Annotated in this window: 15 protein-coding genes; 12 read left to right on the top strand and 3 right to left on the bottom strand. The window is 56.1% G+C overall.

The genetic code is table 11. The annotated features are described in order from the left end of the window. Positions 1-70: 70 nt before the first annotated feature. Positions 71-880 (top strand): 4-hydroxy-tetrahydrodipicolinate reductase, encoded by an 810-nt coding sequence (dapB, locus tag RCA23_RS14615; protein WP_044050924.1) that lies wholly within the window; start codon positions 71-73, stop codon positions 878-880. Between the two features lie 46 nt (positions 881-926). Here dapB and RCA23_RS14620 read toward each other — a convergent pair whose 3' ends face one another. Next, positions 927-1,106 (bottom strand): DUF1674 domain-containing protein, encoded by a 180-nt coding sequence (locus RCA23_RS14620; protein WP_044051633.1) that lies wholly within the window; start codon positions 1,104-1,106, stop codon positions 927-929. An 85-nt stretch (positions 1,107-1,191) separates the two neighbouring features. Between RCA23_RS14620 and RCA23_RS14625 the strand changes: the two genes are divergently transcribed. The 8 genes from RCA23_RS14625 (at position 1,192) to RCA23_RS14660 (ending at position 12,069) form a co-directional block, all read left to right on the top strand. Further along, positions 1,192-2,484 (top strand): RsmB/NOP family class I SAM-dependent RNA methyltransferase, encoded by a 1,293-nt coding sequence (locus RCA23_RS14625; RefSeq protein ID WP_052377292.1) that lies wholly within the window; start codon positions 1,192-1,194, stop codon positions 2,482-2,484. Between the two features lie 78 nt (positions 2,485-2,562). Further along, a complete protein-coding gene (locus RCA23_RS14630; RefSeq protein ID WP_169701428.1) occupies positions 2,563-4,266 on the top strand; it encodes a heparinase II/III domain-containing protein in 1,704 nt (567 codons plus the stop codon). A gap of 41 nt (positions 4,267-4,307) precedes the next feature. Beyond that, positions 4,308-5,894, top strand: a complete 1,587-nt coding sequence (gene purH / locus RCA23_RS14635; protein WP_044050925.1) for a bifunctional phosphoribosylaminoimidazolecarboxamide formyltransferase/IMP cyclohydrolase — start codon at positions 4,308-4,310, stop codon at positions 5,892-5,894. 1 nt (position 5,895) lies between these two features. Further along, a complete protein-coding gene (lspA, locus tag RCA23_RS14640; protein ID WP_044050926.1) occupies positions 5,896-6,378 on the top strand; it encodes a signal peptidase II in 483 nt (160 codons plus the stop codon). 73 nt (positions 6,379-6,451) lie between these two features. Beyond that, the gene (locus RCA23_RS14645) at positions 6,452-7,786 is read left to right on the top strand and encodes a M16 family metallopeptidase (protein WP_044050927.1); all 1,335 of its coding nucleotides are present in this window, start codon (positions 6,452-6,454) and stop codon (positions 7,784-7,786) included. Beyond that, positions 7,783-9,087, top strand: a complete 1,305-nt coding sequence (locus RCA23_RS14650; RefSeq protein WP_044050928.1) for a M16 family metallopeptidase — start codon at positions 7,783-7,785, stop codon at positions 9,085-9,087. The genes RCA23_RS14645 and RCA23_RS14650 overlap by 4 nt, the downstream gene beginning before the upstream one ends. A gap of 34 nt (positions 9,088-9,121) precedes the next feature. After that, a complete protein-coding gene (mutL, locus tag RCA23_RS14655; protein WP_044050929.1) occupies positions 9,122-10,933 on the top strand; it encodes a DNA mismatch repair endonuclease MutL in 1,812 nt (603 codons plus the stop codon). Next, complete coding sequence (locus tag RCA23_RS14660; RefSeq protein ID WP_044050930.1) at positions 10,930-12,069, top strand: DNA recombination protein RmuC; 1,140 nt, start codon at positions 10,930-10,932, stop codon at positions 12,067-12,069. The genes mutL and RCA23_RS14660 overlap by 4 nt, the downstream gene beginning before the upstream one ends. Here the strand turns inward: RCA23_RS14660 and RCA23_RS14665 are convergent. Together RCA23_RS14665 and RCA23_RS14670 are read right to left on the bottom strand one after the other, a co-directional pair. Beyond that, positions 12,064-12,705, bottom strand: a complete 642-nt coding sequence (locus RCA23_RS14665) for a ChrR family anti-sigma-E factor (RefSeq protein ID WP_081870987.1) — start codon at positions 12,703-12,705, stop codon at positions 12,064-12,066. The genes RCA23_RS14660 and RCA23_RS14665 overlap by 6 nt on opposite strands. Positions 12,706-12,710: 5 nt before the next feature. Beyond that, entirely contained in the window at positions 12,711-13,361 is a 651-nt protein-coding gene (locus RCA23_RS14670) for a sigma-70 family RNA polymerase sigma factor (protein ID WP_424450371.1), read from the bottom strand. 121 nt (positions 13,362-13,482) lie between these two features. On the opposite strand from RCA23_RS14670, the gene RCA23_RS14675 reads away from it, so the two are divergent. From RCA23_RS14675 to RCA23_RS14685, 3 genes are read left to right on the top strand one after another with little or no spacing between them, the layout of a single operon-like run. Beyond that, the gene (locus RCA23_RS14675) at positions 13,483-14,784 is read left to right on the top strand and encodes an NAD(P)/FAD-dependent oxidoreductase (protein ID WP_044050932.1); all 1,302 of its coding nucleotides are present in this window, start codon (positions 13,483-13,485) and stop codon (positions 14,782-14,784) included. Continuing rightward, entirely contained in the window at positions 14,781-15,536 is a 756-nt protein-coding gene (locus RCA23_RS14680; RefSeq protein WP_044050933.1) for a DUF1365 domain-containing protein, read from the top strand. The genes RCA23_RS14675 and RCA23_RS14680 overlap by 4 nt, the downstream gene beginning before the upstream one ends. After that, a complete protein-coding gene (locus tag RCA23_RS14685) occupies positions 15,533-16,774 on the top strand; it encodes an MFS transporter (protein WP_044050934.1) in 1,242 nt (413 codons plus the stop codon). Before RCA23_RS14680 ends, RCA23_RS14685 begins: the two co-directional genes overlap by 4 nt. Positions 16,775-16,776: the final 2 nt, after the last annotated feature.

Here is a 16,776-nt window from a genome sequence, read left to right on the forward strand (position 1 = left end):
CATAGGCGCTGTACCAATAGGTTTGCAAGTGGCAAAACTTTGCGCCACATAAGCAAGAAAGGAGAATGTCATGGCTCAAACCCCCGCAATCACCATCACCGGCGCCTCTGGGCGCATGGGGCAAATGCTGCTGCAAACTGTTTTGAACAGCGATAAAGCCAGGCTTGTCGGCGCAGTTGAACGCAAGGGACACCCCTGGGTCGGCCGCGATGTTGGTGAGGCTATGGGCGGCCAAGCTGTGGGCGTGGTTGTCACCGATGAGCCGCTTGAGGCTTTTGCGCTCTCTCAGGCTGTTATCGATTTCACCGCCCCCGCCGCCACGCTGGAATTTGCCGCCCTCGCCGCGCAAGCCCGCGCCGTGCATGTCATCGGAACCACTGGCATGAGCGAGGACGATCTAGAAAAGCTCGAACCGGCCAGCCGCCACGCGGTGATTGTGCGTGCTGGGAATATGTCACTTGGCGTAAATCTTCTTACGAAATTGACCGAAAAAGTCGCCGCCGCCTTGGATGAGGATTTCGACATCGAAATTATCGAAGCGCATCACCACCACAAAGTGGATGCCCCTTCTGGTACGGCCCTCATGCTGGGGGAAGCGGCCGCCGCAGGCCGCGGTGTCTCATTGAGTGATATGCGCGACAGTGGCCGCGATGGCATCACCGGTGCCCGCAAACGCGGTGATATTGGCTTTGCCGCGATTCGCGGCGGTGATATCGTTGGCGAACACGACGTGCTCTTCGCCTCAGCCGGCGAACGCATCATTTTGCGCCATGTTGCCACAGATCGCGCCATTTTCGCCCGCGGCGCGCTGAAAGCCGCGCTTTGGGGGCAGGGGAAAAAACCTGGTCACTATGATATGATGGATGTCTTGGGGCTGTAAAAACCCGTTCTAAAGCCTGGACTGCGCTGATGATATCGGTCCGCTCTTAAAAATCCACCGCGATGCCTTTGCGCTCCCAGTCGCCAAATCGTACGGGCTCGGGTCCGTCACGCCCGCCAAGCTCTGGCGGCAGAGACTGCTCAGGTTGTGCCGCTTTGCGGGCTTCAGCTTCAGCCAGTGCGCGCGCGGCGGCGGCTTTGAGATCGGGTTTCTTGTTTTCTGTCATAAGGCTGATATACGCCGCTTTCATCAGATCGCAAGGATAGCTTATGCCCCGCCCCCCGCAAAAATCAGGTCGCTCCGGACTTTCCATGGCCGGTCAAACCAACAAACGTCCCGTTTTGAACCTGCCACGGCAGGCGGCTGTGCGGATATTGAACGGTGTGATGACTGAGCATAAACAGCTTTCTGAATTAACGCAGTCTGACGACTTCCAAGCCTTAGCGCCCGAAGATCGGGCCCGCAGCCAGCGTTTGGCCACCCATACCCTCCGCCATGTGGGCCGGGCGGATCGGGCTTTGCGGCCGCATTTGGCCAAGCTGCCAGCTGTCGAAGTGCTGAACATTTTGCGTCTGGGTTTGGTCGAGATCGCAGGGCTCGGCGCTCCAGCCCATGCTGTGGTCAATGATTTGGTCTCTATTTGCGCCGCCTCCAATCAAACCCGTCCCTATAAGGGCCTTATCAACGCTGTGCTGCGCAAGGCTGTCGCAGATGTGACTGGAAAATGGGACAAATCCCCCGTGCAAATGCTGCCAAAATGGCTGCGCAATCCTCTGCGCGAAGCCTATGGCAATGGCACAATTATGGCCATCGAAACCGCGCACATGCGCGGCGCACCGGTGGATTTGACGGTCACTGGCGATCTTGCAACCTGGGCGTCCACTTTGGGCGGCACGCCCTTGGCAAATGGATCCCTGCGCCTGGGCGAGATTGGGCAGATTTCTGCGCTTGAGGGTTTTGCAGAGGGCAAATGGTGGGTGCAGGATGCCGCGGCCGCTTGGCCTGCTGCCGCTTTGGCGGTGACGCCCGGTGAAACCGTGTTGGACGTCTGCGCCGCGCCCGGCGGAAAAACCATGCAAATGGCAGCCCAAGGTGGTGTCCTCACGGCTTTAGATATCTCCGCCAGTCGGATGGAGCGGGTGGCAGAAAATCTGGCCCGCACCCAATTGGCCGCTGAATTGGTGGTGGCAAATATTCTTGAATGGCAAGATCCACGGCAGTTTGATGCCGTTTTGCTCGATGCGCCCTGTTCCGCCACCGGGACAATTCGCCGGCACCCGGATCTACCTTTCGCCAAGGATGGCACCGGCATTTCAGAGCTGATTGAGCTTCAAACACAAATGCTTAATGCAACAGTAGGACGGGTGAAGCCGGGCGGCAAGCTGGTATTTTGCACCTGCTCATTGATTCCCGATGAGGGCGAAGTGCAGGCGGAAAATTTCTTGCGCAGACATAAAGATTTCACCGTGGATACGAGCCTGCCTCAGGGCATGGATCCAGCTTGGCGCACCGAGGAGGGCGGGTTTCGTTTGCGTCCAGATTATTGGTCCGAGCTCGGCGGAATGGATGGGTTTTATCTTATCCGAATGAACCGGCGCGGGTGACATTTATCAGGGTGACAGGGTAAGGTGTTCGCCGTATAAAAACCACGAAACACTCAATTTTTAGGATCGCGTACGCCTGTGGCCCGATATTCTCATCAACTGTCTTGGATACAGCAACTCCGGTATCGCTGGCTGTTGCGCTTGGCGGCTTGGTCTAAGCCGAAGGTGGGGTTGATCGCGACGCCAGAGCCTTGGACAACGGGCGATTTTGATCGCGGCCTGCGCATTCTCTCAGGAAAAATTGTCTTCACCGGGCATATGATGGACATTGGTGAAAGCTCGATATGGAACCACAAGCCGCCATCCCCGCTGTTTGCAGCTGAATTGCATGGGTTTCGATGGCTCGATGACTTGGCGACCTATGGCGATGCCCGCGCCATGGGTACCGCCCAAGCTTGGATTTTGGATTGGATAGATGGTTTTGGCATGGGGCTCGGGCCCGGCTGGAGCGCAGATGTCACCGGCCGGCGCTTGATCCGCTGGATCAACCATTCGGCCTTTTTGCTGCACGGCCTGTCGCAAAGCCGGCGCGATAAGATTTGTCAGTCTATGGCACTCCAAACCCGTTTACTAAGCACATCTTGGCGCCACCTGCCCGCCGGGCGGGGGCGATTCGAAGCCCTGGCTGGGCTGATCTGTGCGGCACAATCTTTGGCCGGGATGCAAAGCATACTGCCCCCGGCGCTGACGGCCTTGGTTAAGGAATGCCAAGCACAAATAGATGTGCATGGCACGATTGCCTCGCGCAATCCCGAAGAGCTTTTGGATATTTTCAGTCTGCTGACGTGGGTCAAACAATCACTCGAATTGACTCATGCCCCCGTTCCAGAGGCTTTGACGAAGAGCCTTGCAAGCATAGCGCCCGTGCTGCGCAGTCTGCGCCACGGTGACGGCACTTTAGCGCGCTTTCACGGGGGTAGACAGGGCAGCGAATATGTCTTGGATCAAGCGCTCGCCATCTCAGGAATCCGCGCCAGCGCTCTGCAGGATTCGGCGATGGGATTTGCCCGCCTCGCAGCCGGTGCGACGTCGTTGATCGCTGATGCCGCCGCCCCGCCCCTCGGCCAGGAGCGCTTTACCAGCCATGCATCCACCTGCGCCTTTGAGCTCTCAGTCGGACGCTCCCGCGTCATTGTGAACTGTGGATCGGGCCTACGATTTGGTGAGGATTGGCATCAAGCCGGCCGCTCCACCGCCTCCCATGCGACATTGGCGATCGAAGGGCTATCTTCCTCCCGCTTTGCTGCGCCGAAGCGCAATGGCACCCGCCCTTTTATCGAAACACCCAGCTTGGTGATGGTGGAAAAAACTCGGGCCGTGGATGGGGTGCGGTTACAGATGAACCACAATGGCTATCAAAAAAGCCATGGGCTCATTCATGCGCGCACGCTTGATCTGCCGGTCGACAGCAAGGGGCTTGTGGGCGAGGATGAGCTTTATGCTCCCGATGAGAGCGATGTGCGGCTTTTGCAGGCGGCGCAGGCAAAATCGGAGTCGCCGCTGCATTTTTCGATCCGCTTTCATCTGCACCCAGAGGTGACCCCAAATCTGGAGCCTGATTCGGCCTCTGTTTCCCTCACTCTGGCCACGGGTGATATTTGGGTCTTTCGCTGTCAGCCGGGCGTTGAATTGGCCTTGGACGAAAGTGTCTATTTTGAGGATGGTCGCCAATTCCCGCGCCCGTCACAGCAGATTGTTTTGACCGGTGTGATCAAAGAAATCACCACCCGCGTCCGTTGGTCACTGGCCAAAGCCAGCGAAAACCCTCAAAAGGCCTCCTAAGAAGCCAGGCGGTGGGGCGTGGCACATTCGTAGGATAACTCATGACACAGCTTGTAGACCTCAAACGCGCATTAATCTCCGTATCAGACAAAACTGGGCTGCTCGAGCTCGGTAAGGCGCTTGCAGATCGGGGGGTGGAGCTGCTCTCAACCGGCGGCTCGGCGAAAGCACTGCGCGATGCGCGATTGCCTGTGACGGATGTGGCCGATGTGACCGGGTTTCCTGAGATGATGGATGGGCGCGTAAAGACGCTGCATCCGAAAGTGCATGGCGGGCTGCTGGCCCTGCGCGACAATCCAGAGCATCTGGCTGCAATGCAAGAGCATGGGATTGCAGGGATCGACCTTCTGGTTGTCAATCTTTACCCCTTTGAAGCCACCGTTGCCAAAGGCGCAGATTATGACACGGCGATTGAGAATATCGACATCGGCGGACCTGCGATGATCCGAGCTGCTGCAAAAAACCACGGGTTTGTATCCGTGGTCACGGATACCGAAGACTATGACGCGCTCTTGCAAGAATTAGATGCGAATGGTGGGGCGACAGGGTATGAGTTTCGCCAAAAACTCGCGCTCAATGCCTATGCCCGCACCGCGGCCTATGATGCCGCTGTTTCAAATTGGCTGGCCAATACTTTGGATGTCACCCCCCGGCGCAAAGCGGTTGCAGGCACATTGGCGCAAACGCTGCGTTATGGCGAAAATCCTCACCAATCCGCAGCGTTCTACACCGACGGACAAGCCCGTCCCGGTGTCGCCACCGCCGTGCAACATCAGGGCAAGGAACTCTCCTACAACAATATCAATGACACCGATGCGGCCGTGGAATTGGTGGCCGAATTCGATCCTAAGAATGGTCCGGCTTGCGTGATCGTGAAACACGCCAACCCCTGCGGGGTCAGCCAAGGCGCGAGCCTTGTGGGGGCGTATCAGGCCGCCTTCCAATGCGACCAAACCAGCGCTTTTGGTGGCATCATCGCCCTCAACCAAACTTTGGATGGACCAACGGCCAGTGAAATTTGTAAAATCTTCACCGAAGTCGTGATTGCACCGGATGCGGATGAAGAGGCCAAGAAAATCTTTGCCCAGAAAAAGAACCTGCGGCTACTGACCATGGGCGCTTTGCCGGACGTCACAGCCGCCAGCCAAACCATACGCCAGGTCTCGGGCGGCTATCTTGTGCAGGATAAGGACACGGGTCAAATTTTGCCAAGCGATTTAAAAGTTGTGACCAAACGCGCACCAACGGCGCAGGAATTGCAAGATCTGCTCTTTGCTTGGAAAGTGGCGAAACATGTCAAATCCAACGCCATAGTTTATGTCAAAGACGGCGCAACCATTGGCATCGGCGCTGGGCAAATGAGCCGGGTTGACAGCACACGCATCGCAGCGCGTAAAGCGCAGGATATGGCGGAGGTTCTTGGGCTTGAGGCGCCTTTGACGCAAGGCTCAGTGGTTGCTTCCGATGCTTTCTTTCCCTTCGCAGACGGGTTAATCACAGCCTTTGAGGCCGGCGCCACGGCGTTAATCCAACCGGGCGGCTCCATGCGCGATGACGAGGTTATCGCCGCCGCAGATGCGGCCGGGTTGGCGATGGTCTTTACTGGCATGAGACATTTTAGGCACTGATATGCAAAAACTCTTACTCATAAGCGCAGCGAGCGTTCTTACGCTGGACCAGGTTACGAAATACCTGGTGGTGTTTTATATGAACCTGATTGAGCGGGGGCAAATTAGCGTTTGGCCCGGCTTTATTCACTTTCACATGGCCTGGAACAGCGGCATCAACTTTGGTCTCTTTTCCGACAATGGCCTCGCCACACGCTGGATCTTGATTGCCATAGCCCTCGGCATTTGTGGTGTTGTGACCTATTGGATGCGCCGCGAAACACGCCCCATCGCCCTCATCAGCGCCGGTATTGTGATTGGCGGTGCTTTGGGCAATGCGATCGATCGAGTCTTATATGGCAGTGTCGCAGACTTTCTCAACATCACCTGCTGTGGGCTGCAAAATCCCTTCGCGTTCAATGTTGCTGATATCGCCATATTTGCCGGTCTCTTAGGTGTGATGCTTTTCGCCAGTGACACCAAGAAACCCAACCCACCCACCTAGACTGCCGCTTTTTTCCTGATAAATAAAAATAATTTTGCACAATCAACCTCCGACAAGTTGCGAAGGAAGACCCATGTTCAATAGATTACTCGCCATTTTATGTCTCTGCCTACCACTGGAGGCTCTGGCCCAAGGCAAAACCACAGACTTCATGCTGGGCAATGGCATGCAAGTCGTGGTGATCGAGGACCACCGCGCGCCTGTGGTTGTGCATATGGTGTGGTATAAAGTTGGATCCGCCGATGAACCGCCAGGAAAATCCGGGATCGCGCATTTTCTCGAGCATCTCATGTTCAAAAAAACAGAAAATCTAGATGCCGGCGAGCTGGCCGATACGGTGGCGGCCAATGGCGGGTCGCACAATGCCTTCACCAATCTTGATTACACCGGCTACTATCAACGGGTGGCAGCCGATCGTTTGGAATTGATGATGCAGATGGAAGCGGATCGCATGACCGGCTTGCAGCTGTCCCCCGACGACATTGCCGTTGAGCGCGATGTGGTAATCGAAGAGCGCAACCAACGCACCGAAAGCGCGCCGGGCGCCTTGTTTAACGAACATTTGCAAGCCGCTCTGTTCCTGAACCACCCCTATGGCGTGCCGATCATTGGCTGGATGCATGAGCTGGAAGCTCTGAATTACGACGACGCGATGGCCTTTTACAAACAGCATTACGCCCCCAATAATGCCGTTTTAGTGGTGGCGGGCGATGTCACCCCAGCAGGGGTTAAAGCCTTGGCGGAGCAATACTATGGTTCTCTGCCAGCCAATCCGGCCGTTACGCCACGCGCGCGCAGACAAGAGCCGCCCCATCGGGCCGCCCGCCGCGTGATTTTTCGTGATGAGCGGGTCGCGCAGCCATTTTTCGCCCGTGGGTATCTCGCACCGACACGCGACAGTGGCGATCAGCGAACCGCCGCTGTGCTGGTCTATCTCGCAGAAATTTTAGGCGGCTCGGGCGCCACCTCTGTCCTGGGTCAGGCCTTGCAATATGATACACAGCAGGCGATTTACACCAGCGCCCAATATAAGCCCACGGCCTTGGACCTTAGCACCTTTAGTCTGGTGGCCGTGCCTGCACCCGGCGTGGACTTACAGCAAATCGAACACGCCGTAGATGCCACGATTGCAAATTTTATGACCCAAGGCATCGATCGTGAACTCTTTGAGCGTATCAAGTCCCAATTCCGCGCCAACGAAATTTACGCCATGGATAATGTCTCAGGCATTGCAGAGCGCTACGGCGCGGCCCTAACGCAAGGACTAACGGTTGCAGATGTGCAGGCCTGGCCGCAGATCTTGCAAGAGGTCACCCCCGAGGAGGTTATGGCGCTTGCCGAACGGTTGTTTGATGAACGAGCCTCTGTGACTGGCTGGATGATGGGACCAAAGGAGGAAGCACAATGATGCGTATTCTAGCCCTAGGAGCCCTGCTGTGGGCTGGCGCGGTTCAGGCCGATAGCCCTGTCAAAACCGTCACCAGCCCGGGCGGTCTCTCTGCCTGGGTTTTGGAAGAACCCGCAATCCCTTTCACCGCTTTGAACATTATGTTTTCCGGCGGCGCAGCGCTTGATCCCCCAGACAAGCGCGGTGCGGCTTTTATGATGACCGGACTGTTAGAAGAGGGCGCCGGAGATTTGGATTCGCAGGCCTTCGCAGCCGCGAAAGAAGCGTTATCTGCCTCTTTTAGCTTTGACGTAACCGACGACACTCTGTCTATTTCCGTGCGGGTTTTAACTGAAAACCGGGCCGAGGCTTTGGCCCTTTTGAAAACCGCATTAATGCAGCCCCGTTTTGACCCAGACGCCGTTGAAAGGGTGCGCCAACAGGTTCTCTCAATTCTGGCCTCAAATGCGCAAGATCCGACAGACACAGCGCAGCGCGTTTGGTCAGAGCAAGCCTTTGGAGATCACGCCTATGGAACCTCTTACCAAGGCACAGAAAGCTCCGTCGCGGCACTGACCCGCACCGATTTGCTGGCCGCGCATCAAAACCTTCTGGTGCGGGATGCAATATCAATCTCGGCTGTTGGGGATATTACGGCCGAAGAGCTCGGGCCCATTCTGGACGATTTGCTTGGCGATTTGCCGGCAGGGTCCACCCTCGAAACGGCGCCCTTGGAGCTGGACATCCCCGCCGGTCTGACCGTGGTGGATATACCCACACCGCAATCCGTCGCCATTTTTGGCCACAGCGGCATTGATCGCGCGCATCCTGATTTTTTTGCGGCCTTTATTCTAAACACCATTCTTGGCGGACATGGCATTGAAAGCCGGCTAACCGCAGAAGTCCGCGAGAAGCGTGGGCTCACCTATGGCATCTCGACAATTCTGATCAGCAAGGATCAGGCCGATGTGATGTTGGGACAGGTGGCCAGTGCCAATGACCGAATTGGCGCCGCTATTGAGGTCATTCGTGACGAATGGAGCAAGCTGGCCCGTGACGGTGTCACCGCCGAAGAATTGCACGCGGCTCAAACCTATCTGACCGGCGCCTACCCCTTGCGGTTTGATGGAAATTCACAGATTGCCCGGATCCTAGTGGGCATGCAGCGCCAAGGTTTAGGGCTGGATTACATCAACACCCGCAACGCAAGAATCAACGCGGTCACTCTGCCTGAAATCAACCGCGTGGCTGCGCAGTTGCTCAAGCCAGAGGCCTTGAATTTTGTTGTGGTGGGACAGCCAACAGGGCTCACAGAAGAGTAGCAGAATCGGATGAGAGCATGCTATAGATTGTAGCATGCTCAAACCTGACCCCAATATAAGCCAAAGCCAACCCATCATTCGGCAATTGAATGAAACTGCAATCAATCAAATTGCAGCGGGTGAAGTTGTTGAGCGCCCGGCCTCTGCCATCAAAGAGTTGGTGGAAAACGCCATTGATGCCGGCGCCTCACGGATCGACGTGGAATATGCCGACGGCGGCAAGCGTTTGATACAGGTCACCGACAACGGCTGTGGCATTGCAGCCGAGGACCTAGCTTTGGCCATGTCACGCCATGCCACCAGCAAAATTGACGGCTCAGATTTGCTCAATATCCAAAGTTTTGGCTTCAGAGGCGAAGCTCTCCCCTCTTTGGGTGCGGTGGGCAAGCTGACATTGACAAGCCGTACGGCAACAGGCTCGGGCGCTGAATTGCAGGTTATGGGCGGCAAGCTCAGCCCCGTGCGCCCAGCCGCGATGCAGCCCGGAACCCGTGCAACCCTGCGAGATCTCTTTTACGCCACGCCCGCCCGCCTCAAATTTCTGCGGTCTGATCGCGCCGAGGCGCAAGCCATTGCCGATGTGGTCAAGCGTTTGGCCATGGCAGAGCCGGCAATTGCCTTCTCACTGCGCGACACCGGCACGGACCGGATGGTCTTCCAAGTTCAGGCTGAGCAGGGCGATATGTTTTCCGCGCTCCGTGGGCGCTTGGGGCAAATTATGGGCCGGGATTTTGTCGACAACGCCATTCCCGTCGATGCGGAACGCGAGGGGGTGAGCCTCACGGGCTTTGCGGGCCTTCCGACCTATTCGCGTGGGGCCGCCGTCGCGCAATATCTCTTCGTGAATGGCCGCCCAGTGCGAGACAAATTGCTGCTCGGCGCATTGCGCGGAGCCTATGCAGATTTTCTATCGCGCGATCGTCACCCGGCGGTGGCACTATTTGTGGAATGTGATCCGACACTGGTGGATGTCAATGTGCATCCTGCGAAATCAGAAGTGCGGTTTCGCGAGCCAGCCATGGTGCGCGGCCTGATCGTTTCCGGTCTGCGTCACGCGCTGGCCGAGGCGGGGCATCGTGCCTCTACCACCGTATCCAGTGCAGCCCTGGGCGCTTTTACACCCGAAACACCGAGCCAACCTCGTATCTACCAGATGGATCGCCCCCGCAATGCGCCGGGATATTCCGGTCTGGCTGAGACCGACACCATGTTTGATCCCCAGCCTTCGGCACGGATGGAAGAAGCACCACAGCTTGAGGCCCAGCACCGTCCCTTGGGCGCGGCGCGGGCACAATTGCATGAAAACTACATCCTCTCACAGACTGAAGACGGCTTGGTCATCGTGGATGCTCACGCCGCCCATGAGCGTTTGGTCTATGAAAAACTCAAAGCCCAGATGGCAGAAACCGGCGTGCGCGCGCAAGCGCTATTGATTCCAGAAGTGATCAGCCTGTCTGACGGCGATATAGCCCTTCTGATGGAGCAAAACGAAACCTTGACGCAGATGGGTCTCAGCATTGAACCCTTCGGCCAAGGCGCGGTTGCTGTGCAATCCGTGCCTGCCCTTTTGGGCCATGTGGATGTGCAGCGGTTGGTTTTGGATATCGTCGACGAGCTGTCGGACGGCGGCACGCAGCAAAGCTTGCAAGCACAGCTGGATGCGATTTTGAGCCGCGTGGCCTGCCATGGCTCGGTTCGCACAGGCCGCCAGATGCAAGCCGAAGAAATGAATGCGCTGTTGCGCGAAATGGAAGCGACCCCACACTCAGGCCAATGCAACCACGGTCGCCCCACCTATGTCAGTTTGGCTATGACCGATATTGAAAAGTTGTTTGGACGCACATGATAGTCACCCCTGAAATCACCTTAATCTTAATGATGGCCGCTGGCGGTTTTGCCCTTGTGGTCATGATTTTGCTTTTGATGGTGGCCCGCGCTGCGGGACGCGCGGCACAAGCAACAGCGCCTTTGACAAACCAAATGGAATATCTCAACCAAAGAGTGCAAACCATTGGCGACGGGCAACAACAATTGGCCGGTGGCCTGACCCATGTCTCAGAGGCACAGGCCGCACAACAAAACAATATGCTCAAGTTGATGGAAGCGCGCTTAGCCGCGGTTCAGGAACAAATGACGCTCAACCTGACCACAAATGCCAAGACCACCGCCAATTCACTGGGCGAATTACAACAGCGTTTGGTCACAATCGACAAGGCTCAGGACAATATCCAAAAACTTTCCGGTGACGTGCTCAGCCTGCAAGATATTCTGGCCAATAAGCAGACCCGCGGCGCCTTTGGTGAAATCCAACTGCAAGAGATCGTCAGCAAGGCCCTGCCGTCCGACGCCTATGCTTGGCAGGCCACCCTATCCAATGGCAAGCGTGCCGATTGCTTGATTCACCTGCCCAATCCACCGGGCCCAATTGTCATAGACAGCAAGTTCCCACTTGAGGCCTATGAGGCCCTGCGCAACGCCAAGACCGAGCTGGACACAAGAGATGCGGTCAAATTTATGCGCACCTCTGTGAAAGCGCATATCAAGGCCATTTCCGAGAAATATATTATCGAAGGTGAAACCGCTGACGGGGCGATCATGTTTTTGCCCTCAGAGGCGGTCTATGCCGAATTGCACTCAAATTTTCCCGAGTTGATCCGTGAAGGGTTTGAAGCGCGCGTATGGATTGTCTCCCCCACCACCTGCATGGCCACTTTGAACACGATGCGGGCGATCCTCAAAGATGCGCGGATGCGTGAACAAGCCGGCGCCATTCGCACCGCATTGCGGCAATTGCACCGGGATGTCGAGCTGGTGGTGGATCGGGTAGATAAGCTCAACACCCATTTCAACCAAGCGCGCAAAGACATCGAAGGCATCAGCACAGCCGCAGAACGCGCCGGGAAGCGCGCGCATAAATTGGACAATTTCGATTTTGAAGAGATAGAAGCGCTTGATCCGGTTGCGCCCCTGCCGAAACTATAGCCGGAACAAAGATTGCGCCACCCGCGGAATCCAAGCGCTAAACCGCAGCGGGGCGTCGGTGGCGGCAAGGCAGATACAATCATGACCAATCTCAGCCACAGGCTTGTGGTGCAACTCCTCATCGGCCACTTCAACATCACCGGCCGCAAAGCGCGCAGTTTCATCACGAAACGCACCCTGTAGTACGAGTGTCAGCTCTGTGCCGCGGTGCCCATGATCCGGCACAGCCGCTCCCGAGGGAATGTAGAGCAAACGCGCTGTTGCGGCGTGAGAGGTTTTCAACACAGCCTGCCGCACACCCAGACCAATGGGCCGCCATTTTACATCATTCAAACCACCGCCAATGTAGGCGCTCAAGGGATCAGGCACATCGCTGCCAACAGGCTTAGACGCCGTGGCTTTTGGCCCTTTGGCAATCAAGGCCATAGTCTTGGCCAAGGCCGCGTCACCCAAATTTTCTGTGGGCTGCGCTTGCAAAATCGCGCCACCAATAGAATTGAAACTTTGCGCAGCCGCGCGGCATTCGTCACACATCGACAAATGCGTGGCGACAACCAGGTTAAAAGCCTCCGGCAAAGAGCCTGCGGAATAGCCGATCAAGAGTTGATCTGAAAGGTGGTGGGTAATCTTGTTCATTGTATTCATTTCATCGTCTGGCGGAGTTTCGTTAAGGCCAATCTAAGGCGCGATTTGATTGTGCCAAGGGGCAGACCGGTTTCAGCAGCAATTTGGCCATGACTGAGGTCGCCAAAATAGGCTTTTTCAATCAATTCACGCTGCTGGCCGGGCAAGGCTTTCATGGCTTGGCTCAACTGGTCTGATTCTTGTTGCATCACTAAAACGTCAGAGGCTTCCGGCTCCGCTTCAGGACCCCAGGTCAGCTCCTCGGGTTCGGGGCGTCGTTGCTTGCGCAACGCGTCGATGTTTTTGTTGCGGGCGATGGTAAAGATCCAAGTGGATACGCTGGCTCGGCTGGGGTCAAAGAGATGTGCTTTGTGCCAGAGGGTGGCCATAACCTCCTGCGTGCAATCTTCTGCCATGCCCGGCGATGCGCCTGATTTCATCAAAAACGCTTTCACCCGCGGCGCAAAATATCCGAAGAGTTCAGCAAAGGCCTGCTGGTCTTGGTCTGTCTGAATACGCTTCAGATGATCAACCCATATATTTTTTGGGATGGTTTGTGTCACGGCGGGAAAATTTGCCTTCTGATCGTCAAGTGCATTTGAATTAAATGCAGCATAGGCCAGCTGACGACCAGATGCACCCGTTTCTTGCACTATATCCAAATTCATTCCCATGCTGTACATACGCAGTATCAAACGATTTGGATCAAAGAAAACGAGAAGGTTTTAAAAGTAATCCAAATCCACGCGTTCCGCGTAAAAGCTTCAAGTAACATTAAAGGATACGCCTATGCCATTTGAGACTGCCCCTTTGGGCGCTAAACGCATTGCTGTGATTGGTGGTGGCATTTCAGGTATGGGGGCAGCCTATGAATTGCGCCACGCGCATCAAGTGGTTCTGTTCGAATCCGGCCCAAAGCTCGGCGGCCATGCGCGGACTGTAATGGCCGGCAAGAACGGCGATTTACCAGTGGATACTGGATTTTTGGTTTTTAATGATGTGAATTACCCACATTTAATTCGCCTGTTTAAAGAGCTGGACGTGCCCGTGATGGACTCAGATATGAGTTTCGGCGCATCCATTGATGGTGGATGGTTAGAATATGGGCTCCTAGCCCCTACAGCCGTATTTGCCCAACCGCGAAACATCATCCGGCCAAAATTTTACGGCATGATCCGCGATATCTTAAAATTCAACAAACGCGCCAATAGCGAAGTAATTGATCCTACGATTACCATCGGTGAATTGGTCACAAAATGGCAGCTTGGGGATTGGTTTCGCGATTATTACCTTACACCCTTCACCGGCGCAATTTGGTCCACACCCATCACGCAAATCCTTGATTTCCCAGCGCAGGCCATGATCAATTTCATGAAAAACCACGCCCTGCTCGGTGCCGGTGGGCAACACCAATGGCGCACGGTGCGCGGCGGCTCGCGCGAATATGTAGGCCGCCTGCAAAGCGCCTTGACGCGGGCCAATGTTGACATTCGCCTGTCGAGCCCCGTGGCGCAAGTCCGGCGCAATCCTTTGGGGGTTGGGCTGCAGATGACCGATGGCAGTGTTGAGGCCTTCGATGAGGTGATTTTCGCCACGCATTCTGACACTACGCTTGCAATGCTCAGCGATGCCAACAGTCTTGAACGCAAGGCTTTAAGCGCGGTGAAATATCAGCCCAATGAGATGGTGCTGCATGGGGACTGCTCCATTATGCCCAAACGCAAGGCAGCCTGGGCGTCCTGGGTTTATACGGAAGACAAAGATCGTCAATCCGACCGTATTGATCTGACCTATTGGATCAACCGCCTTCAAAGCCTGCCTAAAGATGACCCGTGCTTCGTCACCTTGAATACCCAGCGCGATATTGATCCGGCCTTGATTTATGATCAATGCACCTTTCACCATCCGGTCTTTGACACCGCCGCTTTGAAGGCGCAACAGATTGTCAGCGACATCAACGGGGCAAATCATACCTGGTTTTGCGGCGCTTGGTTGCGCAATGGCTTTCACGAAGATGGGCTGGCCACAGGCATCGAAGCGGCCCGTCGGTTGACGGCGCAAAAAGCGACCATTTTGGCCGCCGCTGAATGACCTGCCTCGACCATATCAAGGCGCATACCTATCACGGGCGCAAAGGGCCCGTGTCCAATGCCTTTCGGTATGCGATAGACTATGTGCTGATTGATTTGGCCGCAGAACGCCCCTTGCCGACGCTTTTCTCGCGCAATCGGTTCAATTTGATGAGCCTGTTTGACAGCGACCATGGCGGCGCCCCCAAAGAGGGGCGTGGTCTGGCTTGGGCGCGCGATGTGTTGAAAGCGGAAAATCTACCGGGTAAGGAGCGTATTTTGCTTTTGGCGCAACCGCGCCTGCTCGGTCATGTCTTCAATCCAGTGAGCTTCTGGCTGTGCTTGGATACACAAGACAGGCTGCGCGTGGTGATTGCCGAGGTCAGCAACACCTTCGGTCAAAGGCACAGCTATTTGTGCTACAAAGAGGATCTCTCCCCCATCACGGCCCAAGACACATTGGGCGCTCAAAAAATCTTTCATGTCTCGCCGTTTCAGCCCGTCGAGGGCGATTACAGGTTTCAGTTTGACATTCGCGCTGAGCGCATCGGAATTTCAATTGAATATCTGCGGGCGGGCGGTGGTCTGATTGCAACGCTGGTTGGACCACGCCAACCCCTGTCCAATGCCTCAATCCTGGGTGGGTTTCTGCGGCGCCCTCTCGGATCTCGCCGGGTTTTGGCATTGATTCATTGGCAGGCGGTGAAGCTATGGCTGCGTAAGGCGCGGTTTCGCCCCTGCCCAGAGGCCCCACAAAGCGACATAAGCCGATGACCGCCAGCCCCAGCCATCCGGCTCTGCCGGCCTTTGCGGTTTTTGCAGGTTTTTTGGCCGCCGCTGGCATTCCCATCTATATCTTCGCACCCACTTTCTATGCGCAAAACTATGGTACGGGATTGACGGCCATTGCGGCGGTTCTGTTCTGGTTGCGCCTGCTGGATGCGGTGCAAGATCCGCTATTTGGTTGGATGTCTGAACGGTTGGGCCGCGACCGCAGGTTTTGGATCGGTTTTGCAGTTTTCATCTTGATCGGATCTTTGATCTTGCTGTTTGCCATCCCGCCGCGCACTGCGCCTTTGCTGTGGTTCGCCCTGTCCATGACCGGGCTGTTCAGCGCCTTTAGCTTTCTGACGATAAATTTCTATGCCCAGGGTATTTCAGCGGCCTCTCATCTGCCTGGCGGGCATATGCAACTGGCGGCTTGGCGCGAGACCGGCGGGCTCATTGGGATTTGCTTGGCGGCTGTCGCGCCAACCTTGCTCATGCTCTGGAGCGCCTCGCCTATGGTGGGTTTTACCCTTGGGTTTGCCGGTTGCGGGCTTCTGGCCTCTTGGATGATGCGGCATCAATGGGGCGGCGCTGCACCCCGTGCACCTTCCAACTTCGCAGTCATCTGGCAAGATCACCTGGCACGCCGCTTGTTGATCCTCGCCTTCGTCAATGCAATGCCCGTGGCCGTTACCTCAACGCTGTTTTTATTTTTTGTCACCCATCGGCTGCAGGCGGGCGCTTGGGCTGGTGGATTACTGCTGGTCTTCTTCCTCTCAGCCGCTGGCTCAGCCCCAGTTTGGGCCAAAGCCGCCCAACGCTTTGGCACGCGCCAAAGCTTGATTTGGGCCATGAGCCTGGCAGTCGTCGTCTTTGCCCTGGCGGCATTCTTGCGCAGCGGAGATGTGGCTTATTTTGCCCTGGTCTGCATCGCCTCGGGTGCCAGCATCGGCGCTGATTTGACACTTTTACCGGCGGCCTTCGCGCAACGATTATCCATAATTGCCCCGCGCGGGGGGCAAGGTTTCGGGCTGTGGGCTTTGATGAGCAAGTTGACCCTGGCCGCAGCCGCCATAGCTGTATTTCCAATTCTAGACGGGGCAGGATTCAACGCCACGGCCCAGGGACAAACCGCGCAAGCCCTTTGGACCCTGACTTTGCTCTACGCGGTTTGCCCGCTCATACTAAAACTGGTTGCGATTGGCTTGCTGATCAAAACCCCTTTGCAGGATGAACAGATATGACC

Origin of the sequence: Planktomarina temperata RCA23 (assembly GCF_000738435.1) — a bacterium.
Classification (GTDB): domain Bacteria; phylum Pseudomonadota; class Alphaproteobacteria; order Rhodobacterales; family Rhodobacteraceae; genus Planktomarina; species Planktomarina temperata.